The organism is Pseudomonas sp. GV071 (genome assembly GCF_003050835.1).
GTDB lineage: Bacteria > Pseudomonadota > Gammaproteobacteria > Pseudomonadales > Pseudomonadaceae > Aquipseudomonas.
In genome coordinates, this window is record NZ_QAOJ01000013.1 from 36189 (window position 1) to 57599 (window position 21411).

Sequence of the window (21411 nt, forward strand, 5' to 3'; positions counted from 1 at the left end):
CCAATTAATGGATGCCCAGTTTTTTCTCGAGATAGTGGATGTTGACCCCACCTTTGCAGAAACCTTTATCTCGAACCAGATCACGGTGCAGCGGGATATTGGTTTTGATCCCGTCGACCACAATCTCATCCAGGGCATTGCGCATACGTGCCATGGCCTCGTCACGGGTGGCCCCGTAGGTGATCAGCTTGCCGATCAGCGAGTCATAGTTCGGCGGTACGCTGTAGCCGCTGTACAGGTGCGAGTCGACCCGCACGCCATTGCCGCCAGGGGCATGGAAGTGCTTGACCTTGCCGGGGCTCGGCATGAAGGTCGAAGGGTCTTCGGCGTTGATGCGGCACTCCAGGGCGTGCCCACGGATCACTACATCTTCTTGCTTGATCGATAGCTTGTTGCCAGCGGCGATGCTGAGCATCTCCTTGACGATATCGATGCCGGTGACCATCTCCGATACCGGGTGCTCCACCTGAACGCGGGTGTTCATCTCGATAAAGTAGAACGCGCCATTCTCGTAGAGGAACTCGAAGGTGCCGGCGCCACGGTAGCCAATGTCGATACAGGCTTTGACGCAGCGGGCGAATACTTCCTGGCGAGCTTTTTCGTCGATGCCTGGGGCCGGCGCTTCTTCCAGCACCTTCTGGTGGCGGCGTTGCAGCGAGCAGTCGCGGTCACCCAGGTGAATGGCGTTGCCTTGGCCGTCGGACAATACCTGCACTTCCACGTGACGTGGGTTGGTGAGGAATTTTTCCAGGTAGACCATCGGGTTGCCGAACGCAGCACCGGCTTCGGTGCGGGTCAGCTTGGCCGATTTGATCAGATCGTCTTCGTCATGCACGACACGCATGCCACGACCACCGCCGCCGCCAGCGGCCTTGATGATCACTGGGTAACCCACTTCACGACCAATACGCAGAGCAGTTTCTTCGTCTTCCGGCAGCGGGCCGTCGGAACCCGGCACGGTCGGCACGCCGGCAGCGATCATGGCGTGCTTGGCCGAAACCTTGTCGCCCATCAGGCGAATGGTTTCGGCTTTCGGGCCAATAAAGGCAAAACCGGATTTCTCCACCTGTTCGGCGAAGTCGGCGTTTTCGGCGAGGAACCCGTAGCCGGGGTGAATGGCGGTGGCGCCGGTCACTTCGGCCGCGGCGATGATCGCCGGAATATGCAGGTAGGATTTGTTCGCGGGGGCAGGGCCGATACACACCGTCTCGTCTGCCAGACCCAGGTGCATCAGCTCACGGTCGGCGGTGGAGTACACCGCGACAGTCTTGATCCCCAGTTCCTTGCAGGCGCGCAGGATGCGCAGGGCAATTTCACCGCGGTTGGCGATCAGCACTTTTTCCAACATCGCAGGCTCTCCGCGGTTCAAACGATGGTGAACAGCGGTTGGTCGTACTCAACCGGCTGGCCGTTTTCCACCAAGATGGATTCGATGACGCCGCTGGTTTCAGCTTCGATGTGGTTCATCATTTTCATCGCTTCGACGATGCACAGAATGTCGCCTTTCTTCACGCTCTGGCCGACTTCAACGAACGCTGGCGAAGTCGGTGCCGGGGTGCGGTAGAAGGTACCGACCATTGGCGAGCGCACCACGTTGCCATTGAGCTTGGCAGCTGCCGGTGCAGCATCGGCAACCGGCGCAGCAGCCACAGGGGCGGCAGCAGGAGCAGGGGCGGCGAAGACTTGTGGAGCGGGGGCGTATTGCGGCTGTTTGCCGTGACGGCTGATGCGTACGGACTCTTCGCCCTCACGGATCTCCAGCTCATCGATGCCGGACTCTTCCAGCAGCTCGATCAATTTCTTAACTTTACGAATATCCATAAGTAGCAACTCCCAAGGAAGAGGTCAGGGGCGTTCAAGTTGTTCCAGGGCAGCCTCCAGGGCCAGCCGGTAACCGCTGGCGCCAAGGCCGCAGATCACACCTACAGCAACATCCGAAAAGTAGGAGTGATGGCGGAAAGGTTCTCTCTTGTGCACGTTAGAGAGGTGCACTTCGATGAATGGGATGCTCACCGCCAGCAACGCGTCACGTAATGCGACGCTTGTATGCGTAAAAGCTGCCGGATTGATAAGAATGAAGTCCACCGCTTCGCTGCGGGCGGCGTGAATACGCTCGATCAGCTCGTACTCGGCATTGCTCTGCAAGTACATCAGATGGTGGCCGGCTTCACGGGCACGGCGCTCCAGATCGAGGTTGATTTGTTCCAGCGTGGTGGCGCCGTAGACGCCTGGTTCGCGTGTGCCCAACAGATTCAGGTTGGGGCCATGCAGCACCAGCAAGGTGGCCATGAGGGTATGTTCCTTATTGTTTTTGCCATTCAACGCTGCGCCGGACTATGCCGCAGGCAGGTTGGGCATGTCCAGTTCTCAGCAGTAGCTAGCACGATAGCAGCAGATTGCTGCAAATATAGGTCTGCTCGTCAGCGCGCGCCGGCCGTGCGCAGGCGTTCGGCGAAGGTCGCGGCGTCAACTTCACCTACGACACGGATATCCGCCCATTCGTCACCGTTGGGGGCGAAAAACAGAATTGCCGGTGGGCCGAACAGTTTGTAGCGGTCGAGCAGAGTGCGTTGTTCTTCCGTGCTGTCGGTGATGTCGAAGCGCACCAGGCGGTAGCGGCCGAGCTGGCTGGTGACCTCCGGGGCGTGCAGCACTTCGCGTTCAATCACCTTGCAGCTGATGCACCAGTCGGCGTACCAATCCAGCAGCAACGGTTGGTTGGCGGCTTTCGCGGCGGCGAGGGCGGCGTCCAGTTCGGCTGGGGTTTTGACCGTTTGCCAGGTGCTGGTCACAGGTGCCGCACCGGCCACCGCCACCGATTCAGACGGGCGACCAAGCGGGCGCAGCGGATCACTTTCACCCCGTAAGGCGCCGACCCAGGCGCTGATGCCGTACACCAGCAAGATCAGGCCGAGCAACTGTGCCAGGCGCGCACGCGGCGCCTTGTAGCTGAACTCCAGCGCACCGAGGAACAGCGCCACGCCGACTGCCAGCAGACCCCAAAGCGCCAACGCCAGACTTGGCGGCAACACCCGCTCAAGCATCCACACCGAAACGGCCAGCAGCAGCACGCCAAACGCATTGCGCACGGTCACCATCCAGGTGCCGCCTTTGGGCAGCAAGGTGCCGCCGCCAACAGCGAACAATACCAACGGTGCGCCCATGCCCAGGCCCAAGGCGAACAGCTTCAAGCCGCCGCCCAAGGCATCGCCGCTGGCGCTGATATAGAGCAGTGCGCCGGCCAGTGGCGCCGACACGCAGGGCGAAACCAGCAAGCTGGAGACCACGCCCAACAACGCCGCACCCCACAACGAGCCGGCTTTGGCAGTGCCGGCCATGCGGTCCAGCGGCTCGCTGATAAACCGCGGCAGACGCAGTTCGAAGACGCCAAACATGGCCAAGGCAAACAGGCTGAAAAACAACGCGAACGGCACCAGCACCCAGGCCGACTGCAGGCGCGCCTGCAGATTCAGCTCAGCGCCGAACACGCCCATCAGCGCGCCAAGCAAGGCAAAACACGCCGCCATCGGCAGCACATAGGCGAGCGACAGGCTCAATCCGCGCAGCCCGCCAATCTGCCCACGCAGCACTACGCCGGAAAGAATCGGCAGCATCGGCAGCACACAGGGGGTGAACGTCAGGCCCAGGCCGGCGACAAAAAACAGCAGCAGTTCATGCCAGCTCCAAGCGGTTACCGGCGTGCTTGCCGGGCTACTGATAGCGGCGGATGGATTGCTCGGCGCCGCCTTGCCATCGAGTTCCAGGCGCTCGGTTTCCGGTGGGTAGCACAGGCCTTTATCGGCGCAGCCCTGGTAGGTAACGAACAGGGTGTAGGGCAGGTTGTAGGCGTTTTTCAGTGGCAGCTCGACATCGAGAATGCCGTGGTACACCTCGACGTCGCCAAAGTATTCGTCGTGCTTTTTTTCACCGGGCGGCAATTGCGCCGCACCGTTGCCGACGTCGGTCGGTTCGATGCGGAACTGAAAGCGGTGGCGGTACAGGTAGTAGCCGTCGGTGGCGACGAAACGCAGCGTGACCTTGTCGGCGGTGTTTTCCACCACGCTCAATTTGAACGCTTCACGCACCGGCAAGAAATCGGCGCTGTTATTCAGCGGCGCACCGAGGGTGGCGCTGGGGCGGTTATCCAGAAGACTGGCGCTGACAGGCAGGGCGAGCAACAGCAGAAACAGGCTGAGCAGGCGGCGCATGGAAATCTCGCTAAGAAGAAAGTGCGCGCAATCATAGCGGAAAGCGTCAGCGCGTGGCCTTGGGCGAATCGCCACAGGGATTTTCGGGGGAGCAAAAAGCATCGCGGCTAAAGCCCCCCACAAAAGACCGCAGTTCCCTGTGGGAGGGGCTTTAGCCGCGATGGCCCTGACGCGATGTCCCGATCAAACGCGAAACGCCTGCACGGCGGTGTGCAATTGCCCACCCAACGCCTGCAACTGCTCACCCTGGCTACGCCCGTGATCAATGCGCTCCAGGTTGTCGCCACCCAATTGGTGAATGCGCTCGCTGTGCCCACGAATCTCACTGACCGCGCCACTCTGCTGGGCCGTGGCATCGGCAATCCGCTCGGCCATGCTGGCGATGGTGCGGATCGCGGTGACGATTTCATCCAGCGCGCCATCGGCAGCCTGGGCCTGGTTGGCGGTGGCTTCGGCATGACCGACCTGCGCCCGCATGGCCTCCAGGGATTGCCCCGCTGCCTGCTGCAGACGACCAATCAACTGCTGGATCTCACCGGTAGCCCCCGCCGTGCGTTGTGCCAGGGTGCGCACCTCTTCAGCCACCACGGCAAACCCGCGGCCACTTTCCCCGGCCCGTGCCGCTTCAATGGCTGCGTTCAGGGCGAGCAGGTTGGTCTGGTCAGCAATTGATCGAATTACCGTCAGCACACTGCCGATGGTGGCGGTTTCGGCGGCCAGGCGTTCGATCGCCTGGGCGTTGCCCTGCACCTCGCTGACCAGGGTATGCATGCCGGTCAGGCTCTGACCAATCACCGTCTGGCCTTGCTCCAAGGCACGGCCGGCTTCGCGGCTGGCATCGGCGGCCTGGCTGGCGTCGCCGGCCACTTGTTGAATGGTCGACTCAAGATCGCCCAAAGCGTCGCGAATCTGCTCGGTGTCGCCGGCCTGGCGTTCGGCGCCGCTGTGCAGGCCGTTGCTCAGTTCGGCCAGGGTGCGGCTGCTGCCGGCCACTTGCTCGGCGTGCTGGCGAATGGTGCCGACCAGGTCCACTAGATACGCGCGCAGACGATTGAGCGACTCTTCGATATCGCGCAGCTCGCGGGTTTTCGAGTCGAGCACAATGCCCTCGGCGAAGTTGCCCTGGGCCCAGGCCGACAGTGAGGGCGCCAGGTGGCCAAGCACGGTGCTCAGACGGCGCTGAATACGGTCGATGACCAGCGCGATCAACAGAATCAGGCCGATCATGGCGCCCTGCAGCATGCGCACCTGCCACTGGATACGGCCGTATTCGGCGCGTACGGCTGGGGCCAACTCGTCAAGGGCGTGCTGGCTGGCTTTGACCTTGTCCTGGGTTTTGCTCGCCAACGCAGCGCGGTTCTGAATCAGCTCGCGGGTACGGGTCAGCTCGGCGGGGTAGCGTTTGATCAGGCTGACCAGGTCGCGTTTCAGCGCGATGCCGCGGTCCTCTGCTGCGCTGGCACTGGCGTCGCTGGCGATGCCCATCATCGAGGCGAAGTCGTCTGCGCTGGAGTTGCTGGCCTCGGCCACCCCCAGCAACGGCAAAGCCTGCAGGGCGTCGGCTTGCTGGTTGAGGAGCGCCACTTCGCGTTCCACGTCGCCGGCCAGTTCGTCGCGGCCGCTGCTCACCAGTTTGCCGCGGGCATGGCTCAAGCGCGAAAGGTGCACGGCGGCGGTGAACAGTGGCGCGCGGTAGGCGGCGCTGCTGTCTGCCGAGCCGCTGTCGGCGTAGCTGCTGAGTTGTTCCAAGGCGCCGGAAATTTCCCGTTCGGCTTGCAGCAGCAGCCCTTGCGGATCGCCGGCCAGCTTGCCGGCCGCGAGCAGTTCGCTGCTGGTGAAGTTCTGTAGTTCGCTGAGGCTGGGGCGCAGGTTGGCAGCCAGTTCCGGCGGCAGTTCATCGGTGGCTTTCTGTAATGCTTCGATGGCCTGGCTGGCGCTGCTATGGCGCAGGGCGTCGCCGCTGCCGAGGTAGTCCTGAATATTGTTCGCCACCTCAACCTGAAAACGCTGCGACAGATTCAGGTATTGCTCCATCAGCTGGTAAGGGCGCTCCAGCGCGCGTTGCGACCACCAGAGCGTGGCGCCCAGGGCCACGCACACGGCAACGAGCAGGGCGGTGTTGAGGTTGGTGAGGTGTTTCAGGCGCATAGACAGGACCCGACCGGTAACACATGGCGTCAAAACGCCATGACTGGCTGTAAAGTCCTGAATTTATTGCTCTTTCATTGCAGGCTGATGACAGCGTGACGGGCGTCACGCTTTTTCCTGGGTGGCCAGTCAGCTTTGGAAGATTTCCACCCGGTTGCGCCCGCCATGCTTGGCCACATACAGGGCCTGGTCGGCCTGTTTGGACAAGGCGGCGCTGTCGACTTCGTCGTGCATCTGGGCGATGCCGCAGCTGAAGGTGCAGGACAGATCCTGCGGCGTGGCCGGGTAGTGGATTTCGGCAAAACGCTGGCGAATGCCATCCAGTACTTTGGCAGCGGTGGCCGCATCGGTGTTGGGCAACACCACGGCAAATTCTTCGCCGCCATAACGGCCAATGTGATCGGTCTTGCGCAGGCGTTGCTTGAGGAACAGCGCCAGGCTTTTGATCACCCGGTCGCCCATGGGGTGGCCATAGACGTCGTTGACCTTCTTGAAATGGTCGATGTCGAGCATGGCGAAGGTCACCGGCTGATTGTCGCGGCGGGCGCGGGTGCGCGCGTCGTCGAGCAACTGCAGGATGTGGGTGTGGTTGTAGAGGCCGGTGAGGCTGTCACGCACCATCCGCGACTTCAGGTTGCGCGCCCGCTCGGCACGGTTGCGCACGGTGGCGATCAGATGGCGTGGCTTGATCGGTTTGGTCAGGAAGTCGTCGCCGCCTTCGCTCATGGCGTCCAGCTGTTTATCCAGATCGTCTTCGGCCGACAGGTAAATGATCGGCACGCTCACATAACGGTCGTTGTGGCGAATCACTTGGGCCAGCTCGGTGCCGCTGCACTCGGGCATGTACATGTCGAGAATGATCAGGTCAGGCTGAAATTCGGCCAGCGCGCTCATCGCCTTGATGGGGTCGGTGAGCGTGTGGGTAATAATGCCGGCGCTGTTCAGCACTCGCTCGGTGTGGGTGGCCTGGGCGCGGGAGTCGTCGATCACCAGCACGCGGAACGGCTCGTACTGGCTGACATGGGTCAGCACTTCGATGCGCTCGAGCAGGGTCGAAGCGTCCAGGCTGCCGGTGAAAAACTCCTGGCCGCCGGCACGCACAGCGGCGAGGCGGGTAGGGGTGTCGGTTTCTTCTTCGCTGTAGAACAGCAGGGGCAGTTTCTGCTCGAGGTCCTGCTGCACTTCGTTGGCCAGTTCCAGGCCAAGGCCTACACCTGCGAAATCCACTTCCATGACGATGGCCGCCGGGTGGCGCTCACGCATGGCGGCGCGAAAGGCATTGGCATTGGCGAACGACTGCGCGCTCAAGCCAAAGAACTCCAGTTGCTGAGCCAGGCGCTCGGCGCGCTCGCGGTCTTGCAGCCCCAGGTACACGGGCTTGCGCAGTGGCGGCAGAAAGGTTTGTTCGTATTGATCGCCATGGCGCAGCCCGGTGCGCGACAGGCGTTGCATCAACTGATTGAGTTCGGTGATCAGGGCGCTGTTCAGGCGGCCTTTGTTGGCGCCGCTGGCTTCCAGGCACTGGCCGATGCTGCGCGCCAGCTGTGCGTGTTCGTCCTGACCGAAGCGCTCGGCGTAGCGCAGCAAACGCAGGTTGGCCTCGGCCAGTTCGCTGTCGTTCCACTCCCGCTCCTGCAGCCGTTGCCACACTTCCAGCACTTGCCGCGCCTGGTGAATGACGCGCTGGGCGAAGTGGTGTTTGAGGCGATCACTGCTGAGGTCTTCTTGCTCGGACATGGCCGGACGTCTTCTTTAGTACGCGGTTGCCGCTAAGGCGGCTCGAATGGTGGCTCTATGCTACCAATGCTTGTTTTGTACGCTAGTACCGTCGATCAATTGACGCCAGTAAAGCAGCAGAATTTTGACGGGCGGTGGAAAAGTCTGACAAGTGTCAACGCTGTTACTTAACCGGCGGTAAGTTTGCGTCGTCGCGCTGCGCATCCGCAAGCGCTTCCCTTATAGTGCCAAGCCGACGGCACCCTCCCGGGAGGCTGTGGTCGAACTGCTGACTTCGATTGAAAGGACAAGGCCATGTTGAATTGGAAGAACCGCGCCAGCACCATGCGCGATGGCGTCGGTAACTCGGTAGACGGCGCTCGTAGCTACTTTGGCGGCCTGTGGGTAAGCCGCGCACTGGGCACCTTGTTGGCGCTGTATTTGATCATCGCCGGCCTTGTGGGCTGGTGGTGGAGCCAGGAGCCGGGGCTGTTTCAAGTGCAACAAAATGCACAACAGGCCGCGCAACAAGCCAATCGCCAACTGGTCAGCGGCTACACCACGGTCGAAACCCTGAAAAAAGTAGTTTCCACCCTGCTCGACAAACCCGGCGGCTACCTCTCCAACGACCTCACGCCGCCCGGCCTGTGGCTGGATAACATGCCGAGCTTTGAATATGGCGTACTGGTGCAGGTCCGTGACCTCTCGCGCGCCTTGCGCAAAGACTTCGCCCGCTCGCAAACCCAGTCCACCGAAGACCCGGACCTGGCCAAGGCCGAGCCGCGCTTCAACTTCGACAACAAGAGCTGGGCCCTGCCAGCGTCCGAGGCTGAGTATCGCGAAGGGATCAAATCCCTCGACCGCTACCTGGCGCGTCTTGCCGACCCGAAACAACCGAGCGCGCAGTTCTACACCCGCGCCGACAACCTGAACAACTGGCTGGGCGACACTGCAACCCGTTTGGGCTCGCTGTCGCAGCGCCTGTCTGCCAGCGTTGGCCAGGTGCGTTTGAACAGCGCGGTGAAAGAGCCTGATCAAACCGTTACCGCGGGCGACGTGCCGGCGGTACGCGAAGAAGTCTACGAAACCCCGTGGATGCAGATCGACAACGTGTTCTACGAAGCCCGTGGCCAGGCCTGGGCGTTGTCGCATATCCTGCGCGCCATTGAGGTGGACTTCGCCGACGTGCTGGCGAAAAAGAACGCCACCGTCAGCGTGCGCCAGATCATTCGTGAGCTGGAAGCCTGTCAGGAACCGCTGTGGAGCCCGATGGTATTGAACGGCAGTGGCTACGGCATTCTCGCCAACCACTCGCTGGTGATGGCCAATTACATTTCGCGCGCCAACGCCGCGATCATCGACCTGCGTCAGTTGCTGAGCCAGGGGTGATGGTTGCTGTGTCCCAACAGGAGGTCGCGCACCGTGCGGCCTCCGATGCCGAACAGATTGCTTGGGTCGACGACGCCGATAACGAACTCGGCGCGCTGCCGCGGGCCGAGTTGCGCGAGCGAGGGCTGATCGGCCGTGGCACCTTTATTCTGCTGTTCAACAGTGCCGGTGAGCTTTGTGTACACCGGCGCACCTTGAGCAAAGCCATCTACCCGGGTTACTGGGATGTGGCGGCAGGCGGCATGGTGCAGCAAGGCGAAAGCTACGCCGAGTCGGCCGCCCGTGAGCTGGAAGAAGAGCTGGGCATCGGCGGCGTACCGCTGACGGCACATGAGCATTTCTTCTTCGACCAACCGGGCAACCGCCTGTGGTGCGCGGTGTTTTCTGCCGTCTCCGATGCTCCGCTGCGCCTGCAACCGGAGGAGGTTTTGGAAGCGCGGTTCATGCCCATCCAGGCCGCGTTGGCCGCCGCCGACAGCCAACCGTTCTGCCCCGACTCCCTCGATGCGCTGAAACGTTATTTGCGCAGCACAGAAGCAGGTCGCGAATTCGGCGTTTAATGGCGCAAATTGGCTATTAGCAACAGCGATATTTATCGGTACACTGCGCCGCCTTTCAAGCCTGAGCCTCCCGGCCCAGGTGCGCTGCCCCTGCCAGAGTGGGGCTTCGCGGCTGACACCTTTGTCAGCCAGTCGCTTTCAGGTCCATCAACTACATAACGCTGCGCTGGACCTTCCTGACCGAGGAACAACCCGGTGGTCAAGAAAGCTTCGTCCTTTTCCGCCCTCGGCGGTTTGGTGTTTTCCACCGATGCAGGCCGGCATTGCCCGGACTGCAGCCAACCGGTGGACGCCTGCATCTGCAAACAGACCGCCATTCCCGATGGGGATGGCATCGCCCGTGTACGCCGCGAAACCAAAGGTCGCGGCGGCAAGACGGTGACCACCATCACCGGCGTGCCGCTGGCCGAAGAACCGCTGAAAGAGTTGGCCAGCCAGCTCAAACGGCGCTGCGGCTGCGGTGGTTCGCTGAAGGATGGCGTTATCGAAATCCAGGGCGACCATGTGCAGTTGCTGCTCGATGAATTGCTCAAACAGGGCTTCAAAGCGAAGAAATCTGGCGGCTGACAGACTGCCTCCTAAACTTCGCCTTTAACCCGTTTGCCATCGACGCGTCTGAACACCTCAGTAATCGTCATGTCCACTGCTTACCTTGCACGAGTCGGGGCTGCCCGGCGCTTTTGAATTCTTTTAAGAAGGGAACCTGAATGTCCGTACGACGCACACGTAAAGATGACGGCAGCCAATGGACAGTCGCGGACAGCCGCAGCGTCTACGGCATTCGCCATTGGGGCGCCGGTTATTTCGCCATCAACGAAGCAGGCCGTGTCGAAGTGCGCCCCAGCGGCCCCAATAGCGCACCGATCGACCTGTTCGAACAGGTTGAAGAACTGCGCCAGAGCGGCCTGTCGCTGCCCTTGCTGGTGCGCTTCCCGGACATTCTGCAAGACCGCGTGCGCCAGCTGACCGGCGCCTTCGACGCCAACATCGCGCGCCTCGAATACCAGAGCCAATACACCGCCCTGTATCCGATCAAGGTCAACCAGCAGGAAGCGGTGGTAGAAAACATCATCGCCACCCATAACGTTTCCATCGGCCTCGAAGCCGGCTCCAAGCCTGAGCTGCTGGCCGTGCTGGCGCTGGCACCGAAGGGCGGCACCATCGTCTGCAACGGCTACAAAGACCGCGAGTTCATTCGCTTGGCGCTGATGGGCCAGAAGCTTGGCCATAACGTGTTTATCGTCATCGAAAAAGAATCCGAAGTGCAGTTGGTGATCGAAGAAGCCGCTGAACTCAAAGTCGCCCCGCAGGTTGGCCTGCGCGTGCGCCTGTCGTCCCTGGCCTCAAGCAAATGGGCCGACACCGGTGGCGAGAAATCCAAATTCGGCTTGTCCGCCGCGCAACTGCTGTCGGTCGTTGAGCGCTTCCGCGCCGCCAAACTCGACCAGGGCATTCGCCTGCTGCACTTCCACATGGGCTCGCAGATCGCCAACCTGGCCGACTACCAACACGGCTTCAAAGAAGCCATTCGTTACTACGGCGAACTGCGCGGCCTTGGCCTGCCGGTCGACCATATCGACGTCGGCGGCGGCCTGGGTGTGGACTACGACGGCACCCACTCGCGCAACGCCAGCTCGATCAACTACGACATGGACGACTACGCCGGCGTAGTGGTCGGCATGCTTAAAGAGTTCTGCGACGCCCAGGAACTGCCGCACCCGCACATCTTCTCGGAAAGCGGCCGCTCCCTCACTGCTCACCACGCGATGCTGGTGGTGCAAGTGACCGATGTGGAAAAACATAACGACGATGTGCCGACCATCGATGACAAGGAAACCTTGCCCGAGACCGTGCAATGGCTGGTCGACCTGCTTGGCCCGACCGACCTGGAAATGGTCACCGAAACCTACTGGCGCGCCACCCACTACATGAGCGACGTGGCCAGCCAATACGCTGACGGCAAAATCACCCTGACCCAGAAAGCGCTGGCCGAGCAGTGCTACTTCGCCGTCTGCCGCCGCCTGCACAACTCGCTGAAAGCTCGCCAGCGCTCTCACCGCCAAGTGCTGGACGAACTCAACGACAAACTCGCCGACAAATACATCTGCAACTTCTCGGTGTTCCAGAGCCTGCCGGACACCTGGGCCATCGGCCAGGTGTTGCCGATTCTGCCGCTGCATCGTCTCGGCGAAGAACCGCTGCGCCGCGCCGTGCTGCAGGATCTGACCTGCGACTCCGACGGCAAGATCAAGCAATACGTCGACGAGCAAAGCATCGAAACCAGCCTGCCGGTGCACGAAGTGCGTGAAGGCGAAGACTACTTGCTGGGCATCTTCCTGGTCGGCGCTTACCAGGAAATTCTCGGCGACATGCACAACCTGTTCGGCGACACCGATTCCGTGAACATCTACCAGAACCCGGATGGCAGCGCCTACCACGCCGGCATCGAAACCCACGACACCATCGAAGACATGCTGCGCTACGTACACCTGTCGCCGGAGGAGTTGATGACCCACTACCGCGACAAAGTCGCCAGCGCCAAGATCAGCCCGCGGGAACGTACCCAGTTCCTCGATGCACTGCGCCTTGGTCTGACGCGTTCGTCGTACCTGTCCTCGTAACCCGAAGCAGGCTCAGGTTCCCCTCTCCCGCGTGCGGGAGAGGGGCTAGGGCAGAGGTTAAAAGAAGGTTAATCAGGTAAGCGAGGACCTTCATGCGTCGACTGCTCACCCCACTTTTTCTCGCCATCAGCGCGCTGCTTAGCGCCTGCTCCCCGGTCGGCCTGCTCAATGCAGTAACCCCCACCGACAGCTATACAAAAACCAGCGCCATCGCCTACGGCAGCGACCCCCGGCAACAGCTCGATATCTACACCCCAACCGTCAAAAAAGCCGGCCCTACGCCCGTGGTGCTGTTCTTCTATGGCGGCAGCTGGAACAGCGGCGAGCGCAACGACTACCGCTTTGTCGGCGAGGCATTGGCCAGCCACGGCTACGTCACCGTGATCGCCGACTACCGACTTTATCCACAGGTGCGTTACCCCGACTTCCTCAAAGACGGCGCCCACGCCTTCGCCTGGGTACACGAGCACATCAGCAGTTACGGCGGTGACCCCGAGCACCTGTTCCTCATGGGCCACAGCGCCGGCGGCTATAACGCCGCGATGCTCGCCCTCGACCCGCGCCTGCTGGCCGACGTGAACCTCAACGCCAGTGCGATTCGCGGCTGGATCGGCCTGGCCGGCCCCTATGATTTCCTACCCGTCAAAAACCCCGATGTGCGACCGGTGTTCTTCTTCCCCAGCAGCCCGCCGGACTCACAACCGATCAACCACATCAGCGCCAGCGCACCGCCGGCATTGCTGATGGCCGCCGCCGAAGACGACCTGGTCAACCCGCAGCGCAATACCGGCGGCCTGGCCAAGCGCCTGCGGGAAGTGGGTGTGCCGGTGAGCGAGCATTACTACGACAACGTCAGCCACATCACCCTGGTGGCAGCCTTGTCCCGGCCGCTGCGCTACAAGGCGCCAGCGTTGGAGGAGATTGTGCGGTTTATCGACAGCGATGGCGGGCGTAGGCCCTGAACAGCATCGCGGCTGAACACTTACTTATCGGGTGGCACTGCGGTTGGCGTTGTGTGGCAGCGCGGCGCCGCCAGCGAAGTGGGAGAAGGTGAGCAATCAGGGTGACGTTTAAGGGCGCTGTTAAGGCGTCCCAAGTTTCAGCCCGCTCAACAGCAGATGTGACGTGACCGCCCAACCAATCACGCTCAACACCCCCAGCACCACATACCCCACCACAATGCCCAGGGCGATCTGCTTCCACAGGCCGGCATATTGATTCGAGCCACCGCTGTTGGAGCGGATAGGGCGGTCCCGTTCTGCGCGGATGTCGTCGAAGTCGTCTCTCATATCGTGTCCTCTGCGCTTCTCGGCGCTTTCAAAATTTCGATCGGCCTATCGAGGCGCGGGTGTTGCTGGCCATTCTACGGTTCGGCCTCCAATAGCCGAACGTCTACTTGCGCCGATAACGCTTGTTACCGGACCTCACCGCAGCCCGGCACTTCGCCAACAAAACCATTTCTGCCATCATCTGCCCACTGAACAGGCAAGGAGTGCTCACGGGTGAGCCAGGCGCAGTGGTTTTACGAAGACAACGGTTCGCGTGTAGGGCCGATTAGCGAAGAGACGATCAAAGCGTTGTTGCAGGACAAAAAGATCGGCCATAACACCCTGGTGTGGCGGCCCGGTCTGGATGGCTGGATTACCCTTGAAACCTCGGACCTGCAAGGCGAACTTGCGGCGATGCCGCCGCCCCTAGGCACAGAAAACATCTCGGGCTTGTGGGTGTGGTTTCTTGCCTGCTCGCCGCTATTCTGGATGGTTACCCCCTACGGTTACGAGCGCACCGTTTTCGTGGTGCTGTGGCTGCTGAGCATATTTCTCTGCGCCATGGACATCAGAAAAATTCGCCTCGCCGGCTACAAAGCCCCGTCGATCTGGTGGAGCTTTTTTGTTCCAGGCTATCTTTTTGTACGCTCGCAAAAATTGCAGGTGCACTACGTACCGCTCATTGTTTGGCTGGCCCTCACCTTCCTGCCCGCCGACTACGGTTACTGGTAGATAACAGCCCTGGGCCTGACCCCGCCAAGCAGCAAGCAGGAGACGAGCATGTTCAAAGCACGAATTGCCATTGTCCTCCTCGCGATACTGCTGCCCTACCTGGCGCGGCTGCCTGGCGGAATGGCTTGGCTGGCTCAATACACCAACGCTGATGTCCGTGGCTGGCTGTTTCTGCAGGCATTCAACGCCATCGCCTGGGGCAGTATTCTGGCCATCAGCCTTTTGTATCGTCGGCCGGTGCCGTTGTTGGTGCCGGCGCTGTTTGGCTTCAGTTACCTGGCCTGGGCGCATTACTCGCTAGATGTGGCTGGGGATGCGCAGGCGGCGGTGGGCATTGTGTTTATCCCGATCTATGCGCTGGTGCCGATTTTTGTCGGAGGCGTGGGCGGATATTTACTTGATAGACGCTTGAGAATGGCCGCGAGCGACTAGCTGTGGGCAGCGGGCTTGGAACCATGAACCTCACCATTGAGCAGGGCCGATCAGGATGTACGGTATCCCCAAGGAGCTAGACCTCTCGCCGGTAATTGGCCAGTTCACCACCCAGGTGCGTGTTGGCCAGTTCGATCTTCAGTTCACATTCGGCATTGTCCACTTGGCCGTTCAAACCCCAGTGACCCTTTTCCGTGACGGCAAACCGTTTGCCCGCTGGGAAGAAGGCCGATGGCCTGATCCTGGGTTCTACGAAATCATGAATCGCAACGTGCTGCGCTGCGAGGTCGTCAGTGACCGGTTGATTGTGTTCGAGTTCGAGAACGGCGTGGTGATGCACCTTGAAGATAGCTCGGATACTTACGAATCCATGCAGATATATTTCAATGGCGATGCAGATGGATGGATTATTTAGAGGGAGGATTCAGCGGCTGTTGCATCTCATCAATAAGCTGAATTGCCTCAGGAGACATCAGGAAGCTCGCTAATAAAGTCCTGCGTTCTTTGAGCTCATTCCCGATCTCATTTATCTGAGTCACCGCTCTTTTCGCCTGCTCATTCAAGTTATCTAGATAGGCCTTCGCCGCCAAACATCCGCTTTCGGTTGATAGCCTGAACTCACTGCGGAAATGATGAACCAGAAAATTTCGCTTCTGCAGAAGGTCGTTTAGATCGTCGCAAGCCTGCTTGGCTTGCTCTGCGTTCATCGGGATTCTGAAGCGCGAGCGAAACGCTGTGGTCTGGCCGGGCAGCAGCTTCGGCTCTTCGGGCTCTTCGTCAAATTCGGCGGTCTTTTCTAACAGCTGGCGGATGAGGAAGCCTAGGGTTTGCAGTGCAAGCTTCTCTCGCTGCTGCTCAGGCGTTGGCCCGTTGCTCGACACGTCAAAGTGCGGCAGCAGATTTTTAAGCGCCTGCTCATACAACTGCAGGTTAAGAATGCATTTCCCTATCAACACAAAAACAGCTGTTTGCGCTCGTTCGAGTTCATCTGGGGGGAGGTTGGTCATCCGTTTCCAGCCGTGAAGGGGTGGCTGGATTCTAGGCGCGGGGGACGGAAATTTCGAGGTGAGTTGTGGGGCGACGATGTAGTCACCTGTCCCGCTTTTCTAGCGCGCACAAAAAAGGGCTTAGCTTTCGCTAAACCCTTGTTTTGTTTGGTGGCTACACAGGGACTTGAACCCCGGACCCCAGCATTATGAATCCTCGCAGTAGGACCATGTAAGGCCAGAGAGGCCCATAAAACGAGGGTTCCAGCTCTGCCGCATCCTAGTTAATCCAGAGCACAGCAGAAAAAGCGGTCGATGTAGTCACCTGGCGCCAAGGTGCATTGAGCATCGTCTGTCTGGATTGGGCTATTGAGGAGCCTGTAACGAACACTTGAATTGCTTGTCGTGATCGTCCAAGGAAGATACGTTAGTCTCTGGTGGCTTAATGATACTGTTTTGAATGCAAACAAGGAGGTGAGATTTGTCCAGTTTTGAGTTGGTTGAAGAGTATGAGGATAATTTAGAGTTATATACAGGGTTTTCCAGGTCAATGGACGCGCTTTTTCGAGTGCTTCTCGACTCCTTTTCAATTAAACCTCATTCGATAAGTTGTCGTGTCAAAGATAAGTCTAGCTTTCAGAGAAAGATAAACGAAAAGAATAAATACTCTTCTATGGCGGAAGTTACGGATGTCGTTGGTCTTCGAGTTATATCTCATTACGCCGATGATGTAGATGCCGTTGCAAGAATTATCGAGAACGAATTTCAGGTAGATGTTAAAAATTCTATCGATAAAAGAGTGAGTTTAGATCCTGATCGCTTCGGCTACTTATCTCTTCATTATGTGGTGTCGTTGAAGAAGGAAAGGTTCGCCCTTGCGGAGTACAAGAGATTTAAAGGCCTTAAGTTTGAGATTCAAGTAAGATCCATTTTGCAACATACTTGGGCTGAGATAGAGCATGATATTGGTTACAAGGCTAAGATAGAAATACCTAAGCCTATTCGTCGTAAGTTTTCTAGGCTGGCGGGATTGCTGGAGTTAGCCGATGATCAGTTTGTTCAAATTCGTGACGATTTAGCTAAATATGAAGTGGAAGTTAAAGAGAAACTGTATTCTCAGCCCGAGACTCTAAGTATCGATGCCGTCTCCTTGCTTGAATACATATCTCGCAGTGAGGTTGTTAAGGGGTTGGATCGCGAACTATCCAATATAACTGAATTAGTGTTGGTGCCGGCTGATAAAAGTAATATGGCTGTGCACTTGAAGGCACTTAAGTATTTCAATATAGAATCGGTTTCTATGCTTGAACAAGAGTTGATTGTAAATAAAGAAAATATAATTATTAGAGCGATTGACGTCGGTAGGCAAACAGCTAGTACGGCGGAGGGGCTGTGTGTTTATTATTTGGGACAAGTGTTAGCGGCTATACGTTTAAAATATCAAAATGAAATTGCTGAATATCTGCGTCTCGTATCTATAACTGATGATGCGGGCGAGTTTTCTAAATACCTTTCAGAGCTTTCTAAGCGTATATCTTCACCAAGATAATTTTGGCGGAAATTCAAGGGGTGTTTGGTTGGGTTGGTTGGTGGCTTTGATGTATGTGGATATAGGAAGCTTCGTTGGAGGATCGGAGCGTTGAGTAAAATGGATTCTTTAGTGTCCTGTTGATGAGCTAAATTTTTATGAATGCAGCTGAGCGGTGGGAAAAGCTGGTAGCGCTTGACGATGAGTTTCTTGCCGGTGGCGTTGTTCTTTCTGAGTGGTGCTGCGTTATTGTTCGGGATACCGATTTAGCGTTTGCGAATGGGGCGAACTTGTCCGCCGTGCTTATGGCAGTAGCAGCAGTTGAGACCTATTTCCGAGCTGAAGATTTGATGGGAATAAAACATCGACTTGTTGAACTGATAAATTCCGCTGCTATCGATGACGAATTGAAGGCTGACCTGCACACGTTGAGACGTTATCGAAATAAATGGGTTCATGTTGATGAACCCTTGGACGATATTTCCATTTTGCAAAATCCAGAAAGCTTGTGTGGAGAGTTAGAGCAGATGGCGTTGTTCGCCGTTCGAGCGCTTCGAAAAGTTATATATTCTGCTCAGTGCGTCTAAGGGGGAATTTTCCCGATAAGTATTCTGGTTTGTTTATTAGGAGGCGATAATGACTGTTTTTGTGGCGGGGATTCATGGAGTGGGGAAAAGTTTTCTTTGCCAGAAATATGCCGAAAATTTCCCCGTTACATACGAGAGTGCGAGCGGGTTGATACGCAGGGAACGCGCTCAGGCAGCATGGAGCAATGATAAGAAGGTTTCGCAGATTGATGATAATCAACTTGCGCTGAAAACTGCAGTGCAGAAAATTAAAAAAGAAGGTGAGTCGCTACTGCTAGACGGTCATTTCGTTTTAATTAACGAGAAATCGGAGTTCGTCGCACTAGAGTCGTCGGTGTTTCGAGATTTGGGTATTTTAGGAGTAATATTATTGGAGGCGGCCCCTGACGTGATTGCCTCGCGCCTTGAAGCTAGAGATTCTTCAAAAAGCTCGGTCGATATCGTCGGGTTTCTTCAGAAAGAAAGAGAGCAAGCACGAAATATCTGTGAGTCTCTTAATGTCGGTCTTTTTATATTAGAACAGCCAGGATTTGCGGAGTTTTCAAGGACTGCTAGTTCTATTTTTGATTTTTAGAAGTGGAATTGCTTGTTCGTCAACTATGATGTTGGTTCAGGTTTTAAAGCCAAGCTTGGCTCTTTCGAGTAGTTTTTGAAGACTTTCTTTTATCTCAAATATAGACTGAGGGGGATGAGCTCCGAAGACTCCAATTTCTTTTAGCTCTCCTATGCTAACGGGAGGTTCTATATAGCCAGCTAATAGGTAGTTTATTACCTTTATTGGGTCTGCTTTGGACGCGTTCCAGCTTTCAAGTTCTTCTTCGCTATATACGGATCTTCCTCCTGAAAGAGTCATGAGCTCCTTTGTTGAGCTGGCACTTGCCACTTCTTCAAAAATCCCAACTGCGGTGATTGCTTGTGATGGGTCGTGTTTCGATTTCCCTTTATAGAAAAATAAAACCGATCCGGGTTCGCCAAGGTTCGACTTTGCCCTGCAAAGGTAAACTTTTCTTATAGTGTTTCCAGGCCGTTGTGGGCCGCCAATTATTCCGGCATTTTCAAATAGGTCCGCTTGCGGGCGGAATTTAAGGTCTGGATATAATGTGTCGTGATAGCCTTCTTTTATCGGTATCCCGAATGCTCGTACTTTATTGTCAGTTACAAATCGCGGATAGCTAATCCTTGCCGTCGTGAAAAGGTCATTCCCAGGTTGCCGATTTAGCTTTCCCTGAGAGAAGGTTTTTTCGTAGATTAGCTCGCCGTCCGGTTTAGTTGCTGTGTGCTGAAATCCATAGTATTCCAGCAGGTCAATCAACGAGTTTTGGGTCTTGTAAGTTGTTACATATACTAAGTCGTATGCATTTTTTTGAGCGAACCAAAATACTTTTTTTAATAGTAGTTCGCCAAGCTTTACACCTCGGCTTTCAGGGCGAACTTTGAATGTGCATATCTTCAGTATTTTATTGGCTGGTAATGTTGCGTCCGTGTTTTCAGGTGTCTCGTCTTTTCTGACGATAAGGCCTGCGATGCTTTTCGTGTTGTTATCCGCTACGATCCAACACTGTCTATGTTCGCGTACACACTTCTCCTTCCACCATTGGTCGAAAGGCTCGTAGTCTTCCCGCAAACTGTCAAATATTTTGTCAGTTAATGGGATAGTATTTGCAGCAACTTCCTCAACGAAGCGTACTGGACTTTCTTTGGGTTCAAAGGTTGTTTGTAGAAGGTCTACGGCATCTGCGATGTGGAGTACGCGTCGTCCTAGCTCTGACGAGTGACGTCGTGCTCTGTCATGTAGCCCTCTATCCTGAGTAACAAGAAAGTCCGCTGCGCCAATGTGCAAACAATGTAATAAGGTTACATCTACTACGTCATTGGGCTTTCTAATATGTCCGAATTCAGCGCCTAGTTGGGTGGCATCAAACCCGCGAACTTTGTCTATGTGGCTGAATTTCTGTAATTTACTTTCGGAAATAGTTCGTCGCTCAACATTTTTATCGCGCGCGATGTCGTCCCTCGCAGCGGCATGGATAAATATGTCAACTTTGTTTTTCGTCGCTAATTGGATAAATGTGGCAAATACAGGTTGAACAGTTTTGTTGTCTTCAAGGCCAATTATTATATTTGTGTCAATTAGATATATTTGTCTGCTCATCCATGAGGGCTCTGCGTACTTCCTGCTTGGCATAAATAAAGGACTGAGGCGGGGTAAAATTAAAGCGCTCTCTAAGTTCTTTAAGGTTGATCGGGGTTTCAAAAGTTTGTGCGTTCTTTAACTCTAGCGCATAACCTTCGGTTAATCCCTGGAAATATGCTTCAAAGTCCTTCTTTTTGATGAATGCGGATTTTGAATATTTTTCCCAGATGTTTTTGATTGGAAGCTTGATTATGTCGGATATTTCTGCGCATCCAACGATAGCTCTTACTGGTGATGTGGAGTAAATATAGATCTTTGTCCCTCTGGCTGTAGATATAGGGAATCTTCTACGAAGCTCTACTGTCTTTTTGCCTTCGAGGATTTTTTCTGAATAAGTTGGATGTATGCTGATGATAAAATCTTTAGTTGTCCCTAAGGCTAGTTCATCACTGCTGAATATTGGTAATACTAACTGTCTGTTAGAGTGCTGATCCAAGTTTAGCTCGTCATACAGACGAGCTGAAATTTCGCTATCTTTATTAAATGCAGCCTCGATACGCAATGAGGCTCCAAGAGCTTCAACGTACTTTGTTAATGAAGATATTTGCACATCGCCTCTAGCTTCGATTTTCGAAACAGCCCCTTGGCCTATACCTAATCTTTCCGCCATTTGAAGTTGAGTATAGCCAACAGCCTCTCTCAAGCTTTTTAGCGATTGACCAACAACCCTGCCAGCATCGTTTTCTTTTCCGTATACGGCAGCGATTACTCTATTTTTTTGAGCCATACCAACCTCCATGCGCGGAGCGGACCATATCACAGGATATATTCCGTTAACGGAATATATCTCCTTGCGGAGTGTGAGGCCACAGCATCTACCACTCCTATCCTCCCCGGATTCTCTACCTCTTGGTGCCTCTGGACGTGTACCAGCGCCTAGTCACTTCCTTTGTGATCGCTATACCACGTTTAGATCCGTCAAGTTTCGATTGGCTTCATCGTAGTCAGGACTTCGGTGGCCATTTTCAGGCTCGATTCGCCCAGAGATGAGCCACAGCGCGTACTCAGGGTAGGCACCCGCAAGAACCCCTACTTCTACTGT

At 56.6% G+C, this 21411-nt stretch carries 21 protein-coding genes and 1 tRNA gene; 11 read left to right on the forward strand and 11 right to left on the reverse strand.

Features of this window, described 5'->3' with window-relative positions; translation table 11 throughout:
* Positions 1–4 precede the first annotated feature (4 nt).
* The 6 genes from accC to C8K61_RS21940 all read right to left on the reverse strand — a co-directional run bounded on the left by accC (position 5) and on the right by C8K61_RS21940 (position 8093).
* Positions 5–1348 (reverse strand): acetyl-CoA carboxylase biotin carboxylase subunit, encoded by a 1344-nt coding sequence (gene accC, locus C8K61_RS21915; RefSeq protein WP_108098427.1) that lies wholly within the window; start codon positions 1346–1348, stop codon positions 5–7.
* 17 nt (positions 1349–1365) lie between these two features.
* A complete protein-coding gene (accB, locus tag C8K61_RS21920; protein ID WP_108098428.1) occupies positions 1366–1821 on the reverse strand; it encodes an acetyl-CoA carboxylase biotin carboxyl carrier protein in 456 nt (151 codons plus the stop codon).
* Between the two features lie 24 nt (positions 1822–1845).
* Positions 1846–2289, reverse strand: a complete 444-nt coding sequence (gene aroQ, locus C8K61_RS21925; RefSeq protein WP_108098429.1) for a type II 3-dehydroquinate dehydratase — start codon at positions 2287–2289, stop codon at positions 1846–1848.
* 131 nt (positions 2290–2420) lie between these two features.
* Positions 2421–4208 carry a protein-disulfide reductase DsbD gene (locus C8K61_RS21930; protein ID WP_108098430.1) on the reverse strand — a complete coding sequence of 596 codons (1788 nt, stop codon included), beginning with the start codon at positions 4206–4208 and terminating at the stop codon, positions 2421–2423.
* A gap of 183 nt (positions 4209–4391) precedes the next feature.
* Positions 4392–6356 (reverse strand): methyl-accepting chemotaxis protein, encoded by a 1965-nt coding sequence (locus C8K61_RS21935; protein ID WP_108098431.1) that lies wholly within the window; start codon positions 6354–6356, stop codon positions 4392–4394.
* A gap of 129 nt (positions 6357–6485) precedes the next feature.
* Positions 6486–8093 carry a PleD family two-component system response regulator gene (locus C8K61_RS21940; protein ID WP_108098432.1) on the reverse strand — a complete coding sequence of 536 codons (1608 nt, stop codon included), beginning with the start codon at positions 8091–8093 and terminating at the stop codon, positions 6486–6488.
* A 294-nt stretch (positions 8094–8387) separates the two neighbouring features.
* Here C8K61_RS21940 and C8K61_RS21945 point away from each other — a divergent pair, with 294 nt between their 5' ends.
* The 5 genes from C8K61_RS21945 (at position 8388) to C8K61_RS21965 (ending at position 13604) form a co-directional block, all read left to right on the forward strand.
* Complete coding sequence (locus C8K61_RS21945; protein ID WP_108098433.1) at positions 8388–9461, forward strand: DUF2333 family protein; 1074 nt, start codon at positions 8388–8390, stop codon at positions 9459–9461.
* Positions 9461–10021, forward strand: a complete 561-nt coding sequence (locus tag C8K61_RS21950) for an NUDIX hydrolase (protein ID WP_108098434.1) — start codon at positions 9461–9463, stop codon at positions 10019–10021. Before C8K61_RS21945 ends, C8K61_RS21950 begins: the two co-directional genes overlap by 1 nt.
* A 195-nt stretch (positions 10022–10216) precedes the next feature.
* Positions 10217–10588, forward strand: coding sequence for a translation initiation factor Sui1 (locus C8K61_RS21955; protein ID WP_108098435.1), 372 nt, complete (start codon positions 10217–10219; stop codon positions 10586–10588).
* Positions 10589–10728: 140 nt separating this feature from the next.
* The gene (speA, locus tag C8K61_RS21960; RefSeq protein ID WP_108098436.1) at positions 10729–12642 is read left to right on the forward strand and encodes an arginine decarboxylase; all 1914 of its coding nucleotides are present in this window, start codon (positions 10729–10731) and stop codon (positions 12640–12642) included.
* A gap of 92 nt (positions 12643–12734) precedes the next feature.
* Complete coding sequence (locus C8K61_RS21965; RefSeq protein WP_108098437.1) at positions 12735–13604, forward strand: alpha/beta hydrolase; 870 nt, start codon at positions 12735–12737, stop codon at positions 13602–13604.
* A gap of 120 nt (positions 13605–13724) precedes the next feature.
* Here the strand turns inward: C8K61_RS21965 and C8K61_RS21970 are convergent, their stop codons facing one another.
* Positions 13725–13931: a hypothetical protein gene (locus tag C8K61_RS21970; protein WP_108098438.1), complete on the reverse strand. Its 207-nt coding sequence runs from the start codon at positions 13929–13931 to the stop codon at positions 13725–13727.
* 213 nt (positions 13932–14144) lie between these two features.
* Between C8K61_RS21970 and C8K61_RS21975 the strand changes: the two genes are divergently transcribed.
* The 3 genes from C8K61_RS21975 to C8K61_RS21985 are packed head-to-tail and all read left to right on the forward strand — an operon-like array spanning position 14145 to position 15489.
* A complete protein-coding gene (locus tag C8K61_RS21975; protein WP_108098439.1) occupies positions 14145–14642 on the forward strand; it encodes a DUF4339 domain-containing protein in 498 nt (165 codons plus the stop codon).
* Positions 14643–14690: 48 nt separating this feature from the next.
* Positions 14691–15074 carry a hypothetical protein gene (locus tag C8K61_RS21980; RefSeq protein WP_108098440.1) on the forward strand — a complete coding sequence of 128 codons (384 nt, stop codon included), beginning with the start codon at positions 14691–14693 and terminating at the stop codon, positions 15072–15074.
* Positions 15075–15129: 55 nt separating this feature from the next.
* The gene (locus C8K61_RS21985) at positions 15130–15489 is read left to right on the forward strand and encodes a hypothetical protein (protein ID WP_108098441.1); all 360 of its coding nucleotides are present in this window, start codon (positions 15130–15132) and stop codon (positions 15487–15489) included.
* Here the strand turns inward: C8K61_RS21985 and C8K61_RS21990 are convergent.
* Complete coding sequence (locus C8K61_RS21990) at positions 15482–16081, reverse strand: hypothetical protein (protein WP_108098442.1); 600 nt, start codon at positions 16079–16081, stop codon at positions 15482–15484. The two genes, C8K61_RS21985 and C8K61_RS21990, sit on opposite strands and share 8 nt — an antisense overlap.
* A 148-nt stretch (positions 16082–16229) precedes the next feature.
* A tRNA-OTHER gene (locus tag C8K61_RS26765) sits at positions 16230–16300 on the reverse strand.
* A 241-nt stretch (positions 16301–16541) separates the two neighbouring features.
* On the opposite strand from C8K61_RS26765, the gene C8K61_RS21995 reads away from it, so the two are divergent.
* The 3 genes from C8K61_RS21995 to C8K61_RS22005 all read left to right on the forward strand — a co-directional run bounded on the left by C8K61_RS21995 (position 16542) and on the right by C8K61_RS22005 (position 18749).
* On the forward strand, positions 16542–17609 hold the full coding sequence (locus C8K61_RS21995) for a GTP pyrophosphokinase family protein (RefSeq protein ID WP_108098443.1): 1068 nt from the start codon (positions 16542–16544) through the stop codon (positions 17607–17609).
* Between the two features lie 137 nt (positions 17610–17746).
* Positions 17747–18175, forward strand: a complete 429-nt coding sequence (locus C8K61_RS22000; RefSeq protein ID WP_108098444.1) for a hypothetical protein — start codon at positions 17747–17749, stop codon at positions 18173–18175.
* 49 nt (positions 18176–18224) lie between these two features.
* The gene (locus C8K61_RS22005) at positions 18225–18749 is read left to right on the forward strand and encodes an ATP-binding protein (protein WP_108098445.1); all 525 of its coding nucleotides are present in this window, start codon (positions 18225–18227) and stop codon (positions 18747–18749) included.
* Positions 18750–18785: 36 nt separating this feature from the next.
* Here C8K61_RS22005 and C8K61_RS22010 read toward each other — a convergent pair whose 3' ends face one another.
* Positions 18786–20327, reverse strand: coding sequence for a GNAT family N-acetyltransferase (locus C8K61_RS22010; protein ID WP_108098446.1), 1542 nt, complete (start codon positions 20325–20327; stop codon positions 18786–18788).
* Positions 20302–21096 (reverse strand): helix-turn-helix domain-containing protein, encoded by a 795-nt coding sequence (locus C8K61_RS22015; protein ID WP_108098447.1) that lies wholly within the window; start codon positions 21094–21096, stop codon positions 20302–20304. Before C8K61_RS22015 ends, C8K61_RS22010 begins: the two co-directional genes overlap by 26 nt.
* Between the last annotated feature and the right edge of the window lie 315 nt (positions 21097–21411).